At 75.4% G+C, this 20,827-nt stretch carries 22 protein-coding genes and 1 other RNA gene; 15 read left to right on the top strand and 8 right to left on the bottom strand.

Features of this window, described 5'->3' with window-relative positions; translation table 11 throughout:
• The 4 genes from DEF28_RS18135 to DEF28_RS28120 form a co-directional block, all read left to right on the top strand.
• A partial coding sequence (locus tag DEF28_RS18135) for a Phenylacetic acid catabolic protein (protein ID WP_199493374.1) occupies window positions 1–133 on the top strand: 133 nt, incomplete at its 5' end.
• Window positions 130–645: a 1,2-phenylacetyl-CoA epoxidase subunit PaaD gene (gene paaD / locus DEF28_RS18140; protein ID WP_233515384.1), complete on the top strand. Its 516-nt coding sequence runs from the start codon at window positions 130–132 to the stop codon at window positions 643–645. The genes DEF28_RS18135 and paaD, both read left to right, overlap by 4 nt.
• A gap of 2 nt (window positions 646–647) precedes the next feature.
• Window positions 648–1,766 (top strand): 1,2-phenylacetyl-CoA epoxidase subunit PaaE, encoded by a 1,119-nt coding sequence (gene paaE, locus DEF28_RS18145; protein ID WP_114398673.1) that lies wholly within the window; start codon window positions 648–650, stop codon window positions 1,764–1,766.
• A gap of 171 nt (window positions 1,767–1,937) precedes the next feature.
• On the top strand, window positions 1,938–2,873 hold the full coding sequence (locus DEF28_RS28120) for a peptidoglycan recognition protein family protein (RefSeq protein WP_181874349.1): 936 nt from the start codon (window positions 1,938–1,940) through the stop codon (window positions 2,871–2,873).
• A gap of 130 nt (window positions 2,874–3,003) precedes the next feature.
• On the opposite strand, the gene DEF28_RS18155 is transcribed toward DEF28_RS28120, so the two are convergent.
• Entirely contained in the window at window positions 3,004–3,321 is a 318-nt protein-coding gene (locus tag DEF28_RS18155) for a putative quinol monooxygenase (protein WP_114398674.1), read from the bottom strand.
• A 142-nt stretch (window positions 3,322–3,463) separates the two neighbouring features.
• Between DEF28_RS18155 and DEF28_RS18160 the strand changes: the two genes are divergently transcribed.
• The 3 genes from DEF28_RS18160 (at window position 3,464) to DEF28_RS18170 (ending at window position 7,089) form a co-directional block, all read left to right on the top strand.
• Window positions 3,464–4,822: an NAD(P)H-dependent oxidoreductase gene (locus DEF28_RS18160; protein WP_114398675.1), complete on the top strand. Its 1,359-nt coding sequence runs from the start codon at window positions 3,464–3,466 to the stop codon at window positions 4,820–4,822.
• A gap of 84 nt (window positions 4,823–4,906) precedes the next feature.
• On the top strand, window positions 4,907–5,662 hold the full coding sequence (locus DEF28_RS18165) for a FadR/GntR family transcriptional regulator (RefSeq protein WP_199493376.1): 756 nt from the start codon (window positions 4,907–4,909) through the stop codon (window positions 5,660–5,662).
• 101 nt (window positions 5,663–5,763) lie between these two features.
• Window positions 5,764–7,089, top strand: a complete 1,326-nt coding sequence (locus DEF28_RS18170; protein WP_114398676.1) for an MFS transporter — start codon at window positions 5,764–5,766, stop codon at window positions 7,087–7,089.
• A gap of 55 nt (window positions 7,090–7,144) precedes the next feature.
• Here the strand turns inward: DEF28_RS18170 and DEF28_RS18175 are convergent, their stop codons facing one another.
• The 3 genes from DEF28_RS18175 to DEF28_RS18190 form a co-directional block, all read right to left on the bottom strand.
• Complete coding sequence (locus DEF28_RS18175) at window positions 7,145–7,732, bottom strand: AAA family ATPase (protein WP_114398677.1); 588 nt, start codon at window positions 7,730–7,732, stop codon at window positions 7,145–7,147.
• 185 nt (window positions 7,733–7,917) lie between these two features.
• A complete protein-coding gene (locus DEF28_RS18185) occupies window positions 7,918–8,247 on the bottom strand; it encodes a hypothetical protein (RefSeq protein ID WP_114398679.1) in 330 nt (109 codons plus the stop codon).
• 30 nt (window positions 8,248–8,277) lie between these two features.
• Window positions 8,278–9,180 (bottom strand): deoxyribonuclease IV, encoded by a 903-nt coding sequence (locus tag DEF28_RS18190; RefSeq protein ID WP_114398680.1) that lies wholly within the window; start codon window positions 9,178–9,180, stop codon window positions 8,278–8,280.
• A gap of 214 nt (window positions 9,181–9,394) precedes the next feature.
• Here DEF28_RS18190 and DEF28_RS18195 point away from each other — a divergent pair, with 214 nt between their 5' ends.
• On the top strand, window positions 9,395–9,835 hold the full coding sequence (locus DEF28_RS18195; RefSeq protein ID WP_114398681.1) for a hypothetical protein: 441 nt from the start codon (window positions 9,395–9,397) through the stop codon (window positions 9,833–9,835).
• An 18-nt stretch (window positions 9,836–9,853) separates the two neighbouring features.
• Here DEF28_RS18195 and DEF28_RS18200 read toward each other — a convergent pair whose 3' ends face one another.
• The 3 genes from DEF28_RS18200 to DEF28_RS18210 all read right to left on the bottom strand — a co-directional run bounded on the left by DEF28_RS18200 (window position 9,854) and on the right by DEF28_RS18210 (window position 12,034).
• Window positions 9,854–10,186 (bottom strand): hypothetical protein, encoded by a 333-nt coding sequence (locus DEF28_RS18200; protein WP_147280155.1) that lies wholly within the window; start codon window positions 10,184–10,186, stop codon window positions 9,854–9,856.
• 262 nt (window positions 10,187–10,448) lie between these two features.
• A complete protein-coding gene (locus DEF28_RS18205; protein WP_114398683.1) occupies window positions 10,449–10,961 on the bottom strand; it encodes an LURP-one-related/scramblase family protein in 513 nt (170 codons plus the stop codon).
• A 98-nt stretch (window positions 10,962–11,059) separates the two neighbouring features.
• Window positions 11,060–12,034, bottom strand: coding sequence for a 2-dehydropantoate 2-reductase (locus DEF28_RS18210; protein ID WP_114398690.1), 975 nt, complete (start codon window positions 12,032–12,034; stop codon window positions 11,060–11,062).
• A 237-nt stretch (window positions 12,035–12,271) separates the two neighbouring features.
• On the opposite strand from DEF28_RS18210, the gene DEF28_RS18215 reads away from it, so the two are divergent.
• The 7 genes from DEF28_RS18215 (at window position 12,272) to DEF28_RS28130 (ending at window position 18,597) form a co-directional block, all read left to right on the top strand.
• Window positions 12,272–13,135: a Nif3-like dinuclear metal center hexameric protein gene (locus DEF28_RS18215; RefSeq protein ID WP_114398684.1), complete on the top strand. Its 864-nt coding sequence runs from the start codon at window positions 12,272–12,274 to the stop codon at window positions 13,133–13,135.
• Window positions 13,136–13,190: 55 nt separating this feature from the next.
• On the top strand, window positions 13,191–13,934 hold the full coding sequence (locus tag DEF28_RS18220; protein ID WP_114398685.1) for a zinc ribbon domain-containing protein: 744 nt from the start codon (window positions 13,191–13,193) through the stop codon (window positions 13,932–13,934).
• Window positions 13,935–13,974: 40 nt separating this feature from the next.
• The gene (locus DEF28_RS18225; RefSeq protein WP_114398686.1) at window positions 13,975–15,168 is read left to right on the top strand and encodes a bifunctional RNase H/acid phosphatase; all 1,194 of its coding nucleotides are present in this window, start codon (window positions 13,975–13,977) and stop codon (window positions 15,166–15,168) included.
• Between the two features lie 16 nt (window positions 15,169–15,184).
• Window positions 15,185–15,561: RNase P RNA component class A (gene rnpB / locus DEF28_RS18230), an RNA gene on the top strand.
• Between the two features lie 1,481 nt (window positions 15,562–17,042).
• Window positions 17,043–17,525, top strand: coding sequence for a hypothetical protein (locus tag DEF28_RS18245; RefSeq protein ID WP_114398688.1), 483 nt, complete (start codon window positions 17,043–17,045; stop codon window positions 17,523–17,525).
• Window positions 17,526–17,555: 30 nt separating this feature from the next.
• Entirely contained in the window at window positions 17,556–18,110 is a 555-nt protein-coding gene (locus tag DEF28_RS18250) for a DUF6924 domain-containing protein (RefSeq protein ID WP_181874350.1), read from the top strand.
• A gap of 340 nt (window positions 18,111–18,450) precedes the next feature.
• Window positions 18,451–18,597, top strand: coding sequence for a hypothetical protein (locus DEF28_RS28130; protein ID WP_181874351.1), 147 nt, complete (start codon window positions 18,451–18,453; stop codon window positions 18,595–18,597).
• Window positions 18,598–18,627: 30 nt separating this feature from the next.
• On the opposite strand, the gene DEF28_RS18255 is transcribed toward DEF28_RS28130, so the two are convergent.
• A partial coding sequence (locus DEF28_RS18255; protein ID WP_114446178.1) for a bifunctional SulP family inorganic anion transporter/carbonic anhydrase occupies window positions 18,628–20,827 on the bottom strand: 2,200 nt, incomplete at its 5' end.

Consider the following 20,827-nt stretch of genomic DNA (forward strand, 5'->3'; position numbering starts at 1 on the left):
CCTCGGTGCGGCGCCCCCGCCGCCCCCCGCCGCCGGGGAGTCCGGCCGCGACGGCCGGCACACGGGCGAACTCACCGCGCTGCTCGCCGAGATGCAGAGCGTGGCGCGCGCCCACCCGGAGGCGGCGTGGTGAGCGCGGCGCGCGCCGCGGACCCCGCCCGCGCGCGGGCGGTCGCCGCCGGCGTGACCGACCCGGAGCTGCCCATGCTCACGCTGGCCGACCTCGGCGTGCTGCGCGGCGTGCGGGCGGCCGCGGACGGGACCGTGGTCGTCACCATCACCCCCACCTACTCCGGCTGCCCCGCCCTGGAGGCGATGCGGGCGGACCTGCTCACCGCGCTGCGCGCCGCGGGCTTCCCCCGGGCCCGGGTGCGCACCGTGCTGTCCCCGCCGTGGAGCAGCGACTGGATCACCCCGGCCGGCCGCCGCAAGCTCGCCGAGCACGGCATCTCGCCGCCCGGCCCGGCGCGCCCGGCCGGCGGTCCGGTCCCGCTGGCCCTGCTCCCCACCCGCACGGCCGCGCGCTGCCCGCGCTGCGGCTCCGCCGACACCGAGGAGCTGTCCCGGTTCGGCGCCACCGCCTGCCGGGCACTGCTGCGCTGCCGCTCCTGCCGGGAGCCGTTCGAACACGTGAAGGAGATCTGACCGTGCGCCGCTCCGCCGCCGGCCTTCCGGCCGCCGCGAACCCGACCGCGCCGGCCCGGGCGCGGCGCCGCGCCTTCCACACGCTGCGGGTGGCGGCCGTCGACCGGCTGTGCGCGGACGCCGCGGCGGTCACCTTCGACGTCCCCGAGGGGCTCGCCGCGAGCTACGCGTTCGCCCCCGGGCAGTCCGTCACGCTGCGCCGCGTGGTCGAGGGCCGGGAGGAGCGGCGCAGCTACTCCGTCTGCGCGCCCGCCGGCGCGCCGCTGCGCATCGGCGTGCGCCGGGTCGCCGACGGCCTGTTCTCCTCGTGGCTGGTGGACCGGGTCCGCCCGGGGGACGGGATCGAGGTGCTGCCGCCCAGCGGCCGCTTCGTCCCGGACCTGCGGACCGCGGCCCGGCACGTGCTCATCGGCGCCGGCTCGGGCATCACCCCGCTGCTGTCGATCGCCGCCTCGCTGCTGCGCGACACGGGCTCCGACGTCGCGCTCGTGTACGGCAACCGGCGCACCGACACGGTGATGTTCGCCGACGAGCTGGCCGACCTGAAGGACCGCTACGGCCCCCGGCTGGAGCTGGTGCACGTCCTGTCCCGGGAGCCGCGCGAGGCCGACCTGCTGACCGGGCGGCTGGACGCGGCCAAGATCGAGGCGCTGCTGGCCACCCTGATCGCCGCGGAGGAGGTGGACCACTGGTGGCTGTGCGGCCCGCACGGCATGGTGCGCGACGCCCGCCGGGTGCTCGCCGCCCGCGGCGTCCCGGCCGCGCGCGTCCACCAGGAGCTGTTCTTCGTCGAGGACGCGCCGCCCCCGGCGCGCCGGCCGGCGGAGGGGGCCCCGGCCGGGCCGACCAGCGAGGTGACCGTGCTGCTGGACGGCCGCAGCACCACCCTCACCCTGCCGCGCGACGTCCCCGTGCTCGACTCCGCGCAGGCGGTCCGCTCCGACCTCCCCTTCGCCTGCCGGGGCGGCGTGTGCGGCACCTGCCGGGCCCGGGTCGTGGCCGGGCGGGTCGAGATGCGGCGCAACTACGCCCTCCAGGACGACGAGCTGGCCGCCGGCTTCGTCCTCACCTGCCAGTCGCTGCCCGCGACGGGGGAGGTCACGCTCGACTTCGACGCCTGATCCGCGCTCCCACCCCGTGTGACGGAGGGGGCTCCTGTGCCCTACGGCCGGTTTCGGCCACCCGTTGGTCACGATATGTGGTGAAGGAAGAGCGTAGAGAATTCGGCGCGGGAGATGATCGAAAGTGGCGGTGCGCCGCATCGCCGTGCGCGCCGAGCAGGGAGGTCGGGTATGCAGTTAGTCAGCCGTTCGGATCTCGGGTGGGGGGCCAGCGGCGCCGACTCCGCCAACCCCACACAGGGACTGGTCGTCCACTACGACGGCTCCGACCAGGGCCTGGCAGGCAAGGCGCACTCCGCGTGCGTCTCCTACTGGAAGTCCACCCGCGACTTCCACGTCAACACCAACGGCTGGGCCGACATCGGCTACTCCTTCGGGGCCTGCCCGCACGGCTACGTCTTCGAGGGCCGCGGCCTGAAGAAGTACCAGGCCGCCCAGGGCACCACCGCGGGCAACCGCGACTGGTACTCCGTCACGCTGATGTCGGGCCCCGGCGAGAAGCCGCCCAGCGCCCAGGTCAACGCCGTGCGCGACCTGCGGAGCTACCTCATGCAGCGCGGCGTCGCCGGCGCGGTGCGCGGGCACCGCGACTTCACGTCCACCACGTGCCCGGGAAACACCCTCTACCGGATGGTGGAGGACGGCACGTTCAGCAAGAGCGGCGAGAGTAAGGACGACGACATGCCCGAACACAGACGGTACCGCGGCCGCGACCTCGACGTCCGGATCCCGCGCGGCGAATGGCGCTACGTGCCGTTCAACCAGCGGGGATCGCAGCGGCTCGACTCCTTCGACTACTCGGTGGCCTTCGGACCCGCGCAGTTCGTCGCCTCGGTCGGGATCCGGCTGGCGGGGCTCGCCCCCGGCGCCGAGGTCCAGCTGCGGGCCGTGGAGGTGAGCGCCTCCGGCGACGCCTGGGAGATCGCCCAGTCCTACGCGATCAACTCCCCCCAGCACACCAACGGCCGCGCGCACTTCACGCACACCTGGAACGGCAACTGCGTGGACGGCAACCGGCTGCGCTTCTACGTCACGCACTTCAGTACCGGCGACGAGCCGGTCGTGCTGGAGTCCTCCGACGCCAGCGTGCACACCTGGTCCTACTGACCCTGGCCACGGGACCGCCCCGGCCCCGCCCCCCGCCGGGCAGGGCGGGCGAGTCGCGACGGCCCCGGACCGTCCCCCGGTCCGGGGCCGTCGCGCGTCCGGGGGCGCGAGCGCGGCGCGTCCGTGCGAATCACAGCGCGCCGCGGTCCGGACGGCCCGACGGGACCGGGGAGAGCACCGTCACCTCGGCCGGCGCGAGCAGCAGGTCGTCGACCCGGGCGTGCAGGTCGCGCACGGCGGTGGCCGCGGAATGCGTGTCGAGCGCCCGCCGCGAGGCCCACTTCTCCACGAGGACCAGGCGGTCCTCCGCCTCGTGCAGCGCGTACAGCTCGCACCCGGGTTCCTCGTGCACCCGGGCGGCCGCCGCGCGCAGGGCGTCCCGGACCCTATCGCGGGCGTCGGGGCGGAACTGGAAGACGGCGGTGACGACAACCGGATTCTGTGACATCGCGTGACCACTCTCCTCGTCCGTACATATTTTGCTCAGCGGTCGCTTGACTGTGATCGGGCACACTGCCATAGTTTCGGCCAGATGGCCAGTTGGTTAATTGGTCAGACCATCTGAGCAACCCGATGTTCCAGGGAGCACGATGAACCTCCACTCACTGCTCGCCAGGCGGGCGGCCGACGAGGGCCCGGTCCGGGTCGGCGTCATCGGCGCCGGCAAGTTCGCCTCCATGTTCCTCACCCAGGCGCTGAACTCCCCGGGGCTGCACGTCGTCGGAGTGGCGGATCTCGACCCCGACCGCGCCCGCGCGGCGCTCGCCCGCACCGGCTGGCCGGCCGAGCGCTACGCCGCCGCCGGCTTCGACGAGGCACTGCGCACCGGCGGCACGCACGTCACCGACAGCGGCGACGCCCTCATCGACGCCCCCGGCGTCGAGGTGATCCTGGAGATCACCGGCAACCCGGTCGCCGGCACCTACCACGCGGTCCGCGCGATCGACGCCGGCCGGCACATCGTCATGGTCAACGTCGAGGCCGACTGCATGGTGGGCCCGCTGCTCGCCGAGCGCGCCCGCCGGGCCGGCGTCGTCTACTCGATGGCCTACGGCGACCAGCCGGCGCTCATCTCCGAGCTCGTCGACTGGGCCCGCACGGTCGGGTTCGACGTGGTCGCGGCCGGCAAGGGGACGAAGTACCTCCCCGAGTACCACGCCTCCACCCCCGACACCGTCTGGGACCACTACGGCTTCACCGCCGAGCAGCTGGCCCGCGGCGACTTCAACCCCAAGATGTTCAACTCCTTCCTCGACGGCACCAAGTCCGCCATCGAGATGGCCGCCGTCGCCAACGGCACCGGTCTGGTCCCGCAGGACGAGGGCCTGCTCTTCCCGCCGTGCGGCGTGGACGACCTCTCCACCGTCTACCGGCCGCGCGAGGTCGGCGGCGCGCTCACCCGCACGGGCACCGTCGAGATCGCCTCCAGCCTGAACCGCGACGGCACCGAGGTCGAGCGGGACCTGCGGTGGGGCGTCTACGTCACCTTCGAGGCGCGGACCGACTACGCGGTGCAGTGCTTCGCCGAGTACGGCGTGCGCACCGACCCCACCGGTCGCTACGGATCGCTGTACCGGCCGTACCACATGATCGGCCTGGAGCTGGGCGTCAGCATCGCGTCGGCCACCCTGCGCGGCGAGCCCACCGGTGCGCCGACCGGGTTCCGCGGCGACGTCATGGCGGTGGCCAAGCGCCCGCTGCGGGCCGGCGAGGTCCTCGACGGCGAGGGCGGGTTCATGGTCTACGGCAAGCTCGCCCCGGCGCACGCCTCGCTGGCGCAGCGCGCCTTCCCCATCGGACTCGCCCACGGCTTCCGGCTCCGCCAGGACGTCGCGGCCGGCGCCGTCCTCACCTGGGACGACGTCGAGGCCGACGAGTCGGTGCTCGCCGTCAAGCTGCGGCGGGAGCTGGAGGAGGCGGCACGCGCCGGGACGATCCCCGGGGCGTAGTCCCGTTACGCCGCAGAGCCCCGCAACGGGCCGCCGTAGGGTGGTGATGTGCACAATCACCCCCCTGCCCACCAGAGGAGTCGCGTGAGTTCCGACAGTCAGGGCGCATGGGAGCCCGTCCGCAAGATCCGCACGTACGAGCAGGTCATGGCGCAGATCGAACAGCGCATCCTGGACGGCTTCCTGCGGCCCGGCGACCGGCTGCCGAGCGAACGCGACCTCTCCCAGCTGCTGGGCGTCAGCCGGCCGTCCCTCCGCGAGGCGCTGCGGGTGCTCGAAGCGCTCGGCGTCGTGGAGGTGCGGTCCGGCGGCGGCCCCGACGGCGGATCGGTCTTCGTGGGCACCCCCGGCGAGGGCTTCGCCAACCTCCTCAAACTCCAGCTCGCGCTCGGCCACTTCAGCAACGACGACGTGGTGCGGACCCGGGTCTTCCTGGAGGAGTGGGTGGTCGGCGAGGCGGCCCGCAGATCCACCCCCGACGACCACGCCCGGCTCCGCAAGATCCTCGACCAGATGGACGGGCCCGGGCTGACGGCCCGCGACTTCAACCGGCTCGACACCGAGTTCCACGTCGCCATGGCCCAGGCGACGGGCAACGCGCTCGGCGCCTACCTGATGAGCTCGCTGCGCACCGCGATCCACCGCCGCATGATCGAGGTCTACGAAGGGCTCGCCGACTGGCGGGAGACCGCGACCACGGTCCGCCAGGAGCACCGCGCCATCCTCGATGCGATCGAGCGGCAGGACCCCGACCGGGCCGCGGCACTCGTCCGCCACCACATCACCAGCTTCTACGACACCACCAGCACCGCCGGACAGGTCGTCCCCCGAACCGGGTAGCTCGTCGGTCCTCCGCCACCCGGATCCGGAACCCCTGCCAGCCGGCGGCCGGACCGAGGAGCGGAGCACCGGTCTCCGCTCCCGCAACCAAGGGAGCACATGTGAGCAGCACTCCGCCGCGCCCCCGGGCGCACGACCCCGAGGCCGGGTCACCGGACAAGGTCCGCGTCGCCCTCGGCAGTGCCGTGGGCACCACCATCGAGAACTACGACTTCCTCGCCTACGGCACCGCCGCGGCGCTGTACTTCGGCCCGGCCTTCTTCCCCGGCGACAGCCCGCTGTTCAGCACACTCGCCGCGTTCGGCACCCTCGGTGTCGGGTTCGCGATGCGGCCGATCGGCGGCATCATCGGCGGGCACCTGGGCGACCGGATCGGCCGCAAGCCGGTCCTGGTCGGCGCCCTGCTGCTCATGGGCTTCGCCACCGTCGGCATCGGCCTGCTCCCCACCTACGACCAGGTCGGCATCCTCGCCCCCATCCTGCTGGTCCTGCTGCGGCTGCTCCAGGGCATCGGCTTCGGCGCGGAGTGGGGCGGCGCCATCCTCATGACGTTCGAGCACGCCCCGCGGCGGCGGCGCGGCTTCTACTCCGCGATCCCGCAGGCCGGCGTCCCGCTCGGACTGCTGCTCGCCAACGTGGCGTTCCTGCTCAGCGCCCAACTCGACAGCCACCTCGCCTGGCGGGTGCCCTTCCTCCTCAGCGCCGTGCTCATCCTCGCCGGCTTCGTCATCCGGATGAAGGTCTCGGAGTCGCCGGAGTTCGAGGAGGCCCAGCAGCAGGACGAGCTGGTCAAGAGCCCGGTGCTGGAGGTGCTCCGCAAGGACTGGCGGACCGTGCTGCGCGCGATCGCGCTCCGGCTCGCCGAGACCGGCGGGTTCTACGTCACCGTGACCTACCTGCTGAGCTACCTCCAGGAGAACGACCTCGCCACCCGCGGCGTCGCCCTCACCGGCATCGTGCTGGCCTCGCTCATCGGCGTGTTCGGCACCCCCCTGTTCGGCGCGCTGTCGGACCGCGTCGGGCGCCGGCCGGTCTACCTCGCCGGCTGCGTGCTCACCATCCTGTACGGCGTGCCGCTGTTCCTCATGATGAACACCGGCGACGCGGTCGTGATCGTGATCGGCTTCGTCATCGCCCTCGCGGTGGCGCACGACTCGCTGGCCGGCGTGCAGGCGTCCTGGTTCTCCGAACTGTTCGACACCCGCACGCGCACCTCGGGTGCCTCGCTCGGCTACCAGGGCTCCGCGGCGCTGTCCGGCTTCATCCCGTTCATCGCCACGGCGCTGGCCGCCGCGCTCGGCTGGATGGGTGTCGCCCTGCTGTACAGCGCCGTCGGCCTCATCGGGGCCATCGGCGTCGCGCTGACCCGCGACACCTGGGGCCGGGCCGAGCGCGCCGCGGCGGCCCCGGTCTCCGCCGGACGCTAGCCCCGCCCGCCACCGCGGCCGGCCCGGTCCGCCGACCCCGGGCCGGCCGCGCCGCTCATCGCGCCGGACGCTCCGCCAGGGCCGCGACCTGCTCGGCCAGCGGCGGCGCGCCGGCGCGGTTGTCCACCACGAGGTGCGGCGCCGCCGGCGGCTCGTCCGGGCGGGTGCGGGCGACGAACGCGTCGAAGGCGGCGAGCTTGCCGGCGTCGTGCCCGCGCCCCCGGCCGCCGAGCCGGGCCCGCAGCGTCGGCGCGTCGCAGCGCACCCACACCAGGTGGACCGGGCCGCCGCCCAGCTCCGCCGTCCACGAGCGCCACCGCCGCGCGTCGCGGATCTGGCCGGTGAACGGCGCGACCAGCATCACCGGGGCACCGGCCGCGCGGATCTGCCGCGCCGCGGCGGTCATCCCGCCGTACTCGTGGACCTTCACGTGCGCGTCGTACCAGGGCCCCTCGCGCTCGCCCGGCGGCCGGCCGTGCGCGTCGAGCACCGCGGCGACGAAGCCGCCGAACAGCACGTCCTTATCGAGCAGGGCCGGGACCGGGCGCAGGGCCCGCAGCAGCAGGTCGGCGACGGTGGACTTCCCGGCGCCGGGCGCGCCGGCGACGACCCACGCCGCCGGCGCCTCCGAGGGTGGTGGCATGCGCCCAGCCTGCCGCCTCGCCGGCACCGGCGCCAACCGCGCCTTCCGGGCCCGCGCCGCTCCGCCGCGCGACCGCGTACCGTGCGGGACAGCCGAGCGGTGCGCCCGCGAGCTCGCCGGCCGGTCGGCCGCCACGTCGCCGCCGGCGGGGCTGGCCGGACCCGGGGCGGGCGCGGGCTGAGCGGTCAGGAGTCGTCGCCGAGCAGGTCCGGCGCGTAGTACTCGTCCACCGGCAGCGGCCCGCGGTACCCCTGGCACATGCATTTGCGGTAGCTGCTGGACTGCTCGCCGGTCCACCGCCCGGGGATCACCACCTGCGCCTGGCAGACCCGCTTCTCGGCGTCGTGGAAGACGAGGTGGTGCCCGCAGCCGCAGATCGGCTGCGGCGAGCGCGACGACGCCGCCACGGCGGGCCGCGGTTCCGGCCGGCGGGACCGCCGGTTCGGCAGCACCCGGCCGACGAGCACCCCGCCCAGCGCGATCACCGCGCCGAGCACCAGACTCAGCGGATCCATCCCGCCACCGCCCTTCTCAACCGCTGGCCCCTATTGTGGCGCACCGCCGACCGGATCGGCGGCCCCGGCGGAACCGGCGGTCACCCCGGTGCGCAGCGCCTTCAGCGTCGCGATGTCGGCCGCGTGCGGACCCGCCGGGCCGGGCGTCTCCACGACGATGGGCACCCCGGCACTCACCGGGTGGCGGAACAGCTCCGCGAACGGGCGCGCACCGATGAGGCCGGCCCCGATGTTCTCGTGCCGGTCCCGGTTGCTGCCGCACGGCGCCTTGGAGTCGTTGGCGTGCACCAGGCCGAGCCGGCCGGGCCCCACCACCGCGGCGAACTCGTCCAGCATGGCCCGCATGCCCTCGGGCGTGGCGATGTCGTGGCCGGCCCCGAAGGCGTGCGCCGTGTCCAGGCACACCCCGGCCTTGGGGTGGTGGCCCAGGGCCGCGAGGTAGGGGCCCAGGTGCTCGACGGCGGCGCACAGCACCTGGCCCTGGCCGGCCATGGGCTCCAGCAGCACGGGCGGGGCGTCCTCGGGCAGCCCGTCCAGGACCGGCAGCAGCCGCTCCCGCATGCGCGCCAGCCCGGCCGCGCGCTCGCCGCGGACGGCCGACCCGGTGTGCACCACGACCCCGCGGGCGCCGATCCCGGCCCCGCGCAGCAGCGCGTGCTCGACGGCCGCCACGGACTTCTCGGCCACCTCGGCGTCCGGCGAGCCGAGGTTCACCAGGTAAGGGGCGTGCACGTACACCGGGAGGTCGGCGCGGGCGCGCAGCCGGGCGTCCTCGGCAGGATGCCCGGGTGTGACGGCCCAGCCGCGCGGATTGCTGACGAAGACCTGGACGGCCTCCGCCCCGACCTCGTCGGCGTAGGCCAGGCCGCGGGTCGCCAGGCCACCGGACACGGGGACGTGCGCCCCGACGGGCGAGAGGGGCAGTGCGCTCATGGTCCGACCAGCCTAGTGTCGCGCCCCGGCGTCCGGGGCCGCGGCGGCCGGATGAGGGCACGGAGGACGGGCAGGCGGGGAAGGAGAACGCACGGAGCGGCGGCCGACCGGTGGACGCCCGCCGCGGGTACCCAGTCGGCCGGGGTCCATCGCCGGCCGACTATTGAGTACGCGCACTCAGGCGCGGCCGGCGGCCGGCGGCCAGGATGGCGGTATGAGCGGTATGAACGGTACGAGAACGACCTCCCGGCGGCCCGCGTGGCGCCACGTCGCCTTCGGCGCCCTGGTGGGGGCGGGCGCCACCCTCGGAGTGGGGCTGGTGGTCGACGGGATCGGCTGGGTGGTCAACGACCTCACGGCCGACCAGGTCATCGGCGCGAACATCGGCCTGGGCATGGCCACGTTCGCCGCGCGGCTGGTCGCCACCCCGCTGGCCGGCTGGTGGCTGCTGCGCCGGCTGGAGGTGCCGCGCCCCGGCCTCGCGGCGCTGGTCGGCGCCATCGTCTACGTGGTCCTGGCCTGGACGCTCGCGGGGGACCCGGCGCTGCCGGGCGCGGTCCTCGCCTGGCTGCCCCTGGGCGCGCTCGCCGGCGCTGCCGGGGCCGGCGCGGCCTGCGCCGTCGGGCGGCGGGTGAGCGCGGCCGGGCGGGGCTAGGTGTACTGACCCGAGAGGTTAGGTACGCGGGTGGCGGGTGGGCCGCCGATCGCGGTGGGGAACCGGTGCGTCACCGGCGAGCGCCGCGGCGCTCCACGGTTCCCAGAGCCGTCCGCGCCTGACTGGTTGGGCGGCCGGGTACCCCGCCGCGGCGGCGGGGCCGGGAAACCGGTGCAGCAGCGTCGCCACGTGCCGCCGCGCACCGAGGGCGGGATCCACCGCCACCGGGGCGAACCGCTCCTCGTCGTGGAAGACCCGGCCCGCCTCCTGCCGGTCGCTGACGCCGAACACGAGGTGGCCGGTGTCCTGCCACGGCCATCGCGCCGAGGCAGCCCGCTGACCGGGCTCCACCTGGGCGAGGGGAACCCGCCGGGGACCGGCCGCCAACCGTGCGCGCCCGGTCGCAGGCGGGAGCGGCCGCGCCGCCCAAGGCCGAGGCGGCGGCGCCGGGCGACCGCTGCCGGCCGGCGCCAGGGGAGGGAGGCAGGTGCCGCGGCGCAGTGCCCCCCGCCGGCGGTCGGAGCCCGGGACCCGGCCCGGACGGCTCCGGGCGCACGGCGCCGCCGCGGCCGAAACCCCCGCCCGCGGCGGCCCCGCGGCCCCGGGCGCGGGGCTACTCCCCGTCCTCGTCGCCGTCGTCCTCGGTCATCGTGTCCACGCAGACCGCGACGGCCAGTACCAGCGCCGGGTCGCCGCCGGCGTCGCCGCGGAAGGTGTTGACGTCCACCGCGTAGGTGTCGACCAGCGTGAACCACTTGCGCGAGATGATGGCGACCGGGCCGCTGTCGTCGGTGACCTCGTACTCCTTGTCGAGGAAGTCCCCGGTGACCTCCCACTCGCCGCCGTCGGCCAGCTCGACGATCAGCTTGTCCTTGATCGGGTTGAACAGCCGCTTGCGCACGGTGGCCACCGGCTCCCCGTCGCGCTCGACCGTCATGGTGTCGCGCACGCTCAGCAGCTTCTTGCGGATGACGAGGAGCTCGTTGCCGTCCACGTCCTTCAGCTCGAAGGTCTTGCGGATCCGCAGCGCCTTGCCGTCCACCAGGAAGACCCGCTCGCCCTCCTCGTTCTCCACCCAGAAGTCGTCGCCGATGTCGAAGATGCGCTCGCGCACCAGGAACTTCATCGCGGGCCCCGTTCTCGCCGTGCCTGTCGGTCCAGACGACCGTACTGGCCGGCGGGCGGTCTCGGGTACCCGGAACCGCGCCGGGTGCGCGGCCGGCCTCAGCCGACGCCCGCGAGGGGCTGCACACCCACCGCCCCCTGCTCGCCGAACGCCCGCAGCAGCGCCAGGACCGCGCGGTTCAGCGGCACGGGGACCTCGTGCCGGTCGGCGGCGCGCACCACGGCTCCGGTGATGAGGTCGTGCTCGACCGGGCGGCCCGCGAGCCGGTCGTAGAGCATGGACGTACCGCTGTGCGGGTGCATCGCGCTGTACAGGTCCAACGTCTGGTCGACGTCGGACATCACCAGTCGCGCGCCCTCGGCCCGGCCGACCAGGACGGCCTCGGTGAGCAGCCCGCGCGCGAGCTCGCGCAGGTCCGGCTGCTGCAGCACGCCGATCCGCCGCAGGGTGAGCGCGGTCAGCGGGTTCGCCGCGAGGTTGGTCATGAGCTTGCGCCACGCGGCGGTCGTGAAGTCGTCCTCGCACACCACGTCCACGTCCGAGCCGCGGAACAGCCGGCCCAGGTCCGCGCCCGCCGGGCCCGAGGGGACGACCAGGCGGCGCCCCCAGCGGTGCTGGACGTGCTCGCGCGACACGCGCTCGGCGGCGATGTAGACCAGTGCGGGCACCAGCTCGCCCACCGCCAGCAGCGGGGCCAGCCGCTCCTCGTGGTCGACCCCGTTCTGCAGCACGACCACCCGGGTGCCCGGCCCGGCGAGGCGCCGGATCCAGCCCAGCGTCCGCCGGGTGTCCTGGGCCTTCGTGGCGATGAGCAGCCAGTCCACCGGCGCGCCCAGTCCGTCGGGGCGGGTGGCCACGGGAAGCCGCACCGTGCGGCGCAGGCCGTCGCGCTCCACGGTCAGCGGCCCCATCGGCCGCCGGACGCACAGGGTCACGTGGTGGCCCGCCGTGTGCGCGGCCTCCGCGACGATCCCGCCGATCGCTCCGGCGCCGACCACGGCCACCCGCTGGGGTCGCTCCAGCGGCTCCAGGCCCGAGGCACCCGTCAACCCTCCGGTCGTCGACTCCGTCATCGCGTCCTCCATGAGAAAGTCCCGGTGGGTCCGCACCGGGTCACCTCGATGCTGCGGCGGGGGTGTTGCGCGACCGTCACCGAATGTGGGCGACGGCGTTAACTCATCCGATATCCGGACGGATCAGATGCCCTACGCGGGCGCCGTAGGCCCGCCGCGGCGGCGCGCCGCCACCGCGGCCGCCCGCGCGGCCCCGGGCGTCGGCGGCGGGGCGCCGCAACCGCTACCCTGCCGTCCGTGACTACCGCATCCGCATCCCCGACCCTGCACGACGTGACCTCGGCGTTCGAGCGGATCTACGATCCGTCGTGGGCCGCCTCCTGGGACGCGGTCGGACTCGTCTGCGGCGACCCCGAGCAGCCGGTGCGGCGCATCCTGTTCGCCGTCGACCCGGTCGCCGAGGTCGTCGAGGAGGCGGTCGAGTGGGGGGCGGACCTGGTGGTCACCCACCATCCGCTCCTGCTACGCGGCGTGACCAGCGTGGCCGCCACCACCCCCAAGGGCCGCCTGGTCCACCGGCTCATCACGTCGGGCACCGCCCTCTACACCGCGCACACCAACGCCGACACCGCGCACCCCGGGGTCTCCGACGCGCTGGCCGCCGCCGTCGGGCTCACCGGCCCGCTGCGCCCGCTCGACCCCGACCCGACCGACCCCGAGGGGCGGCGCGGCATCGGCCGGGTGGGCGCGCTGGCCGAGCCGGTGACGCTGCGCGCGTTCGCCGAACGCGCCGCGGCCGGGCTGCCGCGCACGGCCGCGGGCCTGCGAGTGGCCGGCGACCCGGACCGCGAGGTGCGGACCGTCGCCGTCTCCGGCGGCGCCGGCGACTCGCTGCTGGGCGCGGCCCGCGCGGCGGGGGTCGACGTCTTCCTCACCTCCGACCTGCGCCACCACCCCGCCTCCGAGTTCGCCCAGCACGGCGACATCGCGCTCGTCGACACCGCCCACTGGGCGAGCGAGTGGCCCTGGCTGGCCGAGGGCGCCGCCCGCCTGACGCGCGCCCTGCGGGACGCAGCCACTAACGTGGAGACCCGCGTATCCACGATCGTGACCGACGCCTGGTCCCAGGCGTTCGGGCTTCCCGATCACCCGGTCTCGTAGCCGCCCAGCCGCGGCCGCCCGCCGGCCGGGCCCGCTACGTAGGAACTGAGGACAAGTGAAAGCTGAACCCGTCCACCAGCGCCGCCTGCTGGACCTGCAGGAGCTGGACACCACGCTCGCGCAACTGACGCACCGCGCACGGACGCTCCCGGAGATCGCGGAGCTGGAACGCCTGGACGCCCGCCTCGCCGAACTCCGCAACGCGCTCGTCGTCGTCGAGACCGAGTTGGGCGACCTCGGCCGCGAGCAGCGCAAGGCCGAGGCCGACGTGGAGCAGGTGCGCGCCCGGGCCGAGCGCGACAGCCGGCGCCTGGCGGCCGGGCAGGTCTCCTCGCCCAAGGAGCTGGAGGGGCTGCAGTCGGAGATCGCCTCCCTGCAGCGCCGGCAGGGCGAGCTGGAGGAGATCGTGCTGGACGTGATGGAGCGCCGCGAGGACGCGGACGCCCGCCGCGCCGAACTCGCCAAGGACCTGGAGGCCGCCGAGCAGGAGCGCCACACCACCGAGGAGCGCCGCTCGACGTCGCTCAGCGAGATCAGGGCTGACGCGGCCGGCGTCCGGGACCGGCGCGCCCGCGTGGCCGCCGAGGTCCCCGACGACCTGCTCGCCTTCTACACCAAGCTCCGCGACCAGTACGGCGGCGTGGCGGCGGCGCCGCTGCGCTACGGGCGGTGCGAGGGGTGCAAGCTCGCGCTCAGCACCGCCGAGCTGAACGAGATCCGCGGCTCCCTCTCCGACGAGGTGGTCCGCTGCGAGAACTGCCGGCGGATCCTCATCCGCACCACCGAGTCGGGGCTGTAGGCGTGCGGGAGACGCGACGGGCGCAGCGGGAGGGACGGCGATGAGCAGGCGGTTCGTGATCGAGGCCGACGGCGGCTCCCGGGGCAACCCCGGGCCGGCCGGGTTCGGCGCGGTGGTGCGCGACGCGGACAGCGGCGAGGTGCTGGCCGAGGTCGCGGAGTCCATCGGCAGGGCCACCAACAACGTCGCGGAGTACCGCGGCCTGATCGCCGGGCTGGAGGCCGCCGCACGCCTCGACCCCGGCGCCCGGGTCGAGGCGCGGATGGACTCCAAGCTCGTGGTGGAGCAGATGTCGGGCCGGTGGCGGATCAAGCACCCCGACATGCAGCCGCTCGCGCGCGAGGCCCGCGACCTGGCCGCCGGCTTCCCGGCCGTGCGCTACACCTGGGTGCCCCGCGCCCGCAACGCCCACGCCGACCGGCTGGCCAACGAGGCGATGGACGCCGCGGCCAAGGGGCGGTCGGGCACGGTCGCCTCCCGCGCCGCGCGGTCGGCCGCGCCCGCGGCGCCCGCCGCCGCGGAGCCTGCCGGCCAGCCCGAGCGCGCCGCCCGCCCGGCGGCCGCCGAGAGCCGCACAGACGCGGCCGGCACGGGATGGGGTGCGCCGGAGACCGCCGCCACCCGCCTGCTGCTGCTCCGGCACGGCCAGACCCCGCTGTCCGCCGAACAGCGCTTCGCGGGCGTGGGCGACATCGCCCTCACCGACACCGGCCACGAGCAGGCCGAGGCGGTCGCCCGCCGGCTGGCCGAGCACGCGGGCTCCGTGGACGTCATCGCGTCCTCACCGCTGCGCCGCGCCGCCGACACCGCCGCCGCGGTGGCCAAGGAGCTCGCCCTGCCGGTCGAGGAGGTCGAGGGCCTGCGCGAGACCGACTTCGGCGAGTGGGAGGGGCTCACCTTCGCCGAGGCGCGGGAACGCTGGCCCCGGGAGCTCAACCGCTGGCTGGCCGACCCGGCCGCGGCCCCGCCCGGCGGTGAGAGCTTCGCCGCCGTGGGCCGCCGCGTCGCCGCCGCCCGCGACGCCCTGCTCGCCCGCCACCAGGGGCGCACCGTCCTGGTCGTCACGCACGTGACCCCCATCAAGGTGCTGGTCCAGCAGGCGATGCTGGCGCCGCCGCAGGCGCTGTACCGGATGCACCTCGACGTCGCCTCCCTCACCGAGGTGGACTGCTACGCCGACGGCCCCATGGTGGTCCGGTCGCTGAACGACACGGCGCACCTGCGCGGCCGGTAGACTGGATCGGCGCGGAGGAGTCGGCCAGGCGGTCGCGGCGCCGTACGGCGTCGAGGAAAGTCCGGACTCCACAGGGCAGGGTGGTCGGTAACACCGACCCGGGGCGACCCGCGGGAAAGTGCCACAGAGAACAGACCGCCACCGCTCGCGGTGGTAAGGGTGAAACGGTGGTGTAAGAGACCACCAGCGGCCGGAGTGATCCGGCCGGCTCGGTAAACCCCACCCGGAGCAAGGTCAAGAGGGGGACCCCGGTCCCCTGCGCGAACGCTTGAGGGCGGCCCGCCCGACGTTCGCGGGTAGACCGCAGGAGGCTGACGGCAACGCCAGTCCCAGATGGATGGCCGCCCGGTCCGCTTGGACCGACAGAATCCGGCTTACCGGCCGACTCTTCCGCTTCCAGCGCTCTGACCCGGGGCGCGGCGGGCCGGACCGCCGCTCTGTTCCCCGACCGTCCCCCGAACCCGCCCGGCGGCGTGCGCGGGCACGGTGCCGAGGACGCCGAGGCCGGGGCCGCCCGCAGGCGCCCAACGGCTCCGTAGACCCGGCGCTGGATCGCCTCGGCGTGCGCACTCCCGCGCCGAGGCGGGCACGCGCCGCGGGCCGGGGACCCCGGTCCCTTCGGGCGGTCGGCGGCCCGCGACGGCCCAGGGCGTGTCTGGTCATCCGCGGATCCGCCGGGCCGAGTAGTCCTTGTCGCCCAGCAGGGCCTGTGGCCTGGGGCGCGGGTGCCCGCCGCCGGGACGGGGCCGCCCGCACCTGGCCCGTGGCCTGTTCGAACGCCACCGGGTCGTTGACGGTGCCGGGGGTGGTGGGCGCCGCCATCGGCGGGCCGTGGCCTTCCACCGCCAGATGCGGCTTGGTGGTCGGCCCGCCCCTCGACCGGCCACGCCCCTGCCCGGCCCGCCTGCCTTTGTCACTCTGCTTGATCGTTTTTTCGGGTTCCTTTTTCCGTTCTCCGGCCGCGTGCTGGTGAGCGCGCACCGCCAGAGGAATGGATGCTGAAGGTCCACTCGATGTTCCCGGTCGCGTCGTCGTTGACCTGGACCGCTTCCAGCAGCCTGGCCCGGCTGCCGTCCTCGTCCCAGCGTTCGTACCGCTCGTAACGGGTCTGCCAGGGGCGGTGGCGTTCCGAGATCTCGTGTCAGGGCGGGCCTGTGCGCGGCCGCCACAGGATCCCGTTGATGACTTGGCGGTGATCACGCCAGGGCCGGCCGCGGCCATCGACGCCGAACTCGTCTGCGTCGCGACCGCCCAGGTCCTACTGCGCTGCGACACCGAGCACCACTGGCTGCGCGCGGCCCCTCCCGGATCGGCCACCTCTTCCCGCGACTGCCCTACCAGTCCGAACGCAACCGGCACCCGCACTGGCCCCGGTGCTGTGCGCGGTGGCCCTAAGAAACCGGACGAACGCAGCCAAGCGGTGCACCTGCTCCACGTCCAGCGGTGCGCTCCAGGGCCGTGCCCGATCGTGTGCGACAAGGGCTTCGGCGGATCCTCGCCCTCAACACCGCGATCTGGCACAACTGGCTGATCGACGCGCCTGTCAAGCGCTCGCTCGTGGCCTACGACCACGGACCAGCACCCACCCTTTCCCCTCAACGATCTAGCGGGGGTGGACGCCGAGTCCGGCGGGGGAGCGGGCGTGCGGGAGAAGGGGCCCCATCAGCGCGATCCGCGGGCTCCGGGGCGACACGCCGCGGCGGGTCGCCCCGGTCCGGTGGGGCGCCGCAGGACGTGCGCGTGGTCCGTTCCGGCCGCGGCGGTGCCCGCGGCGGACCCGCGCCGCGCCTCGCGCTGACGGCGTCCCCGGCCGCCGCGCTCCTGGGCGGCGCGTCCGCTACGCTGCTGCTCCCGTTCCCTCCCAAGGAGCTGTCGTGGCACGTATCGGCATCACCGGGCACTCCAACCTGACCGCCGCGGCGGTGCCGCTCGTCCGGCAGGGGATCGCCGCGGCGCTGGCGCCGTACGCGGGAGGCGGGCTGGTGGGCGTGTCCTGCCTGGCCCGCGGTGCGGACCAGCTGTTCGCGGAGGTGGTCCTGGAGATCGGCGGCACTCTGGAGGTGGTGCTCCCGTCAGCGGACTACCGCGAGGCCAAGGTGGCGCCGGAGGACCTGGAGCGGTTCGACGGGCTGCTGGTCCGCTCGGCCCTCGTGCGGTACATGCCGCACCGGACGGCCGGGCGGCAGGCGTACGCGGACGCGAACAGCGCCGTGCTCGACGGCGTGGACCGCCTGGTCGCCGTGTGGGACGGCGGCCCCTCCGGCGGTCGGGGCGGCACCGCCGACGCGGTCGGGGCGGCGCGCGGCCGCGGAGTGCCGGTGGACGTGGTCTGGCCCGACGGCGCCGCGCGGGGCTGACGGTCCCGGGACACACCAGGAGCCGAAGCCATGACCGCAGCCCGCCCGCCCCTGGCCCACCGGGGCCGCTCCGCCCTCGTCGTGCGGACCGACCACGGCGACGACCGGGCCTGGCAGGCCGTCGCCCGGGCGCTCGCCGAGCCGTGGGACGACGTCGGCCGGGAACCCGACGCCCGCGTCGTCGACGATCCCGCGTGGGACGGCGCGACCGCCGACGAGGTGCTGGAGGCGCTGCGTGCCCGCGACGACCTGGCGGTCGTGTTCCTCGCCGACAGCACGACGATGCGGTCGGAGCACCGCCCGCTGCTGGCCGTGACCACGGCGCGGGCCGAGGGCGAGGACGACGAGGACTACGAGCAGCTGACGGAGTTCGGGCGCGAGTTCCGCACCCTGCCCGCGGGCGTCCATGAGATCCAGGTGAACCTGGCGATCGCGAACACGGGGTTCGATGAGTACGCGGCCGCAGCCCATGACGACCCGGAGTCGGTGTACCGGCCCTCCTGGCTCCAGCCCGGGAGCCGCGCGCGGCGCTCCGCGGCGCCCGGATCGCCGTCCTCCGGTCCGCAGGACGGCCGCGGCTCCTGACTGGGCCCCCGCCCGCCGCGCACCTCCGCGGCGCGGTCGCGGCTTTCGGTCCGGCACCAGGTCCGCGGTCCACTGCCGTATCCGCCGGGGCCGCGGCCGGAACCCAGCGTGATGGCCGCAGGTCCGCCCGGACGGCGCGGCCGGGCGGCCGCGCCGCCCCGGCGAGGCGGCGCGACCCCGTGCGGGATTCGGCCGCCGGGCGGCCGCACGGTCCGCTCCGGCCGAGCGCTGACCGGCCGGAAACGCCGCTATCTTGGGGGAAGCCGCGTCGCGCGCCCCCGCGGTGTGCGGGAGGCGCGCGGTGCGGGGCCACACGTAGCCGGCGGTTGGGGACTCCTCGATGACCTGGGTTCTGATGTTCGGGCTTCCTGTCGTCGCGATCATCGTGATCATCGGGTTCGCCGTGTACCAGGCGTCTCCGGTCACGCAGGACGAGCGGCCGAAGCCGGCCGAGACGGACGAGCCAGACGGCGGCGGCGACGAGTAGCACCGCGCCCCGCGCGTCGGCCGGCGGCGGTCAGTGCGCAGGCCCGTCCGGGCGCCGTCGGCGCACGACCGCGCCGCGCGTCGGGCCGGCGGGCTCCCCGTCCGGTGCGTCGCCGGCGGCCCGGGGGTGCGGAACCGCGGCCGAGGGGACCGCCACGAAGTTCTCCCGCCGCTCGTCCAGCACGTGCACCTGGGCGGTGGCGAGGTCGAAGTACATTCCGGTCAGCTCCAGGCGCCCCTCCTCGTGTCGGCGGCGCACCCCGGGGTAGCTCAGCAGGTTCTCCAACTGCCGCACGACGTTGAGCCGGGCGAGCTCGTGCGCCTGTTCGGCGGCCGGCGCGGACGCGGGGAGACCGGGGAGCCGGGCCAGTGCCGAGGCGCCGTGGCGCAGCCAGCGCGCCACGTGCCCGAGGGCGGCGTCGCCGGCGTCCCCCGGAGCGCCCTCCAGCAGCGCCCGCATCGCGGCGCAGTGCGAGTGCCCGCAGACGACGATCGCCGGGACCTCCAGCACCTCCACCGCGTACTCCACCGCGGCACCCACCGAGTCGTCGCGCGGCGCCGCCGCCGGATCGTAGGGCGGGACCAGGTTCCCCAGGTTGCGCACCGTGAACAGGTCGCCCGGGCCGCTCGCCGTGATGACGTTGGGCAGCACGCGGGAGTCGGCGCAGGCGATGAACAGCGCCCGGGGGCGCTGCCCGCCCGCCAGCCGGCTCATGAGCGAGCGCATCCGCGCCGCGGTGCTTTCGTGGTACTCGCGGGCTCCCGCCAGCAGCAGCCCGGAGACCCGCGCGTCGCCGTCGACCTCGTGCCGCATGGCCCAGGGCGCCCACCACCGGACCGGTCCGGGCGGCAGCGTCTTCGCGGTCGGCGGCGTCCGGGCGGAGGTGCGCTCGTACCACTTCTCGTGGACCTCGTCGATGTCGACCGAGCCGCCGGTCCGCTCGTGGTCCAGCCGCCAGGCGTGGACCGCCTCGAAGGCGGCGTGGTCCATGAAGTCGACGTCCAGGTCGAGGTCCACCGGCACCCTGCCCGGGATGGCGCGCAGGGCCTGGGTCATGCGGGGAACGCCGAGGAAGGTGAGCGACCCCCGCACCACCACGTGCCAGCGCCCGGCGTGCTCCTGGGTCCGCACACTCAGCCGGGCGAGCCGGCGCAGCGCCAGCAGGACCGCCAGCCCGAGGCCGACCAGCACCCCCTCCAGCAGGCCGAGCGCGACCACCCCGGCCAGCGTGACGAGGTAGACGGTGCTCTCCCGGTGCCGGCGCAGGTCGCGCAGATGCGCCAGGTTGACCATCTGGACGCCCACGAGGACGAGCAGCCCGCCCAGGGCCGCCATGGGGATGAGCTCGACCACCTGTGCGAACAGCCCGACGAAGGCGAGGATCCACACTCCGTGCAGGATCGCGGCCAGCGGCGTCCGGCCGCCGGCCCGGGCGTTGGCGGTGCTGCGCACGATCACGCCCGCCACCGGCAGGCCGCCGAGCGCGCCGCTCGCGACGTTGGCGGCGCCCTGCCCGACCAGTTCCCGGTTGAGCCGCACCCGCCGGCCGTCGTGCAGCCGGTCCACCGCGATCGCGCACAGCAGGGACTCGACGCTGGCGACCAGCGCGACGGTGACCACCCCCAGCGCGACGCCGTGCAGGTCGGCGGGCGCGGGCAGCGCCGGGCCGCTCCACGCCTCGGCGAGGGAGTCCGGCAGCGCCACCCGCTCGACCGGCCAGCCCGTCCCGGCGGCCACCGCGGTCGCCGCCACCACCGCGACCAGGGCCGCGGGGAGCAGCCGGGGCCGCAGCCGGCCGAGCGCGGGCAGCCGCGACCACGCCAGCATGACGGCGATGGTGGTGGCGCCGACCAGCACGGACGGGGCGTGCGCCGCGGCGACCTGGTCGGGCAGCCGCGCGAGGTCGGCGAGCGCGGAACCGTGCGGCGTCCCGCCCAGCAGCACGTGCGCCTGGGCGAGGGCGATGGTGACGCCGACACCGGCCAGCATCCCGTGGATGACGGACGGCGAGATCGCGAGCGCGGCGCGGGCCACCCGGCAGGCGCCGAGCGCGAGCTGCAGCACCCCGGCCAGCACGGTGATAAGGCAGGTCACCCGCCAGCCGTAGGTCTGCACGAGGTCGGCGACGATGATGGTGAGACCGGCGGCCGGGCCGCTCACCTGCACGGCGGACCCGCCGATCGCCCCGGCGACGATGCCGCCGACCACGGCGGCGACGAGCCCGGCGACC

Source organism: Marinitenerispora sediminis (assembly GCF_003336425.1).
GTDB classification, from domain to species: domain Bacteria; phylum Actinomycetota; class Actinomycetes; order Streptosporangiales; family Streptosporangiaceae; genus Marinitenerispora; species Marinitenerispora sediminis.

Coding starts and splice junctions, on each gene's coding strand:
- DEF28_RS28120 (WP_181874349.1), top strand. CDS start 1,938: ATGCAGTTAGTCAGCCGTTCGGATCTCGGGTGGGGGGCCAGCGGCGCC.
- DEF28_RS18155 (WP_114398674.1), bottom strand. CDS start 3,321: ATGTCACAGAATCCGGTTGTCGTCACCGCCGTCTTCCAGTTCCGCCCC.
- DEF28_RS18160 (WP_114398675.1), top strand. CDS start 3,464: ATGAACCTCCACTCACTGCTCGCCAGGCGGGCGGCCGACGAGGGCCCG.
- DEF28_RS18175 (WP_114398677.1), bottom strand. CDS start 7,732: ATGCCACCACCCTCGGAGGCGCCGGCGGCGTGGGTCGTCGCCGGCGCG.
- DEF28_RS18185 (WP_114398679.1), bottom strand. CDS start 8,247: ATGGATCCGCTGAGTCTGGTGCTCGGCGCGGTGATCGCGCTGGGCGGG.
- DEF28_RS18190 (WP_114398680.1), bottom strand. CDS start 9,180: ATGAGCGCACTGCCCCTCTCGCCCGTCGGGGCGCACGTCCCCGTGTCC.
- DEF28_RS18195 (WP_114398681.1), top strand. CDS start 9,395: ATGAGCGGTATGAACGGTACGAGAACGACCTCCCGGCGGCCCGCGTGG.
- DEF28_RS18205 (WP_114398683.1), bottom strand. CDS start 10,961: ATGAAGTTCCTGGTGCGCGAGCGCATCTTCGACATCGGCGACGACTTC.
- DEF28_RS18210 (WP_114398690.1), bottom strand. CDS start 12,034: ATGACGGAGTCGACGACCGGAGGGTTGACGGGTGCCTCGGGCCTGGAG.
- DEF28_RS18225 (WP_114398686.1), top strand. CDS start 13,975: ATGAGCAGGCGGTTCGTGATCGAGGCCGACGGCGGCTCCCGGGGCAAC.
- DEF28_RS18250 (WP_181874350.1), top strand. CDS start 17,556: ATGACCGCAGCCCGCCCGCCCCTGGCCCACCGGGGCCGCTCCGCCCTC.
- DEF28_RS28130 (WP_181874351.1), top strand. CDS start 18,451: ATGACCTGGGTTCTGATGTTCGGGCTTCCTGTCGTCGCGATCATCGTG.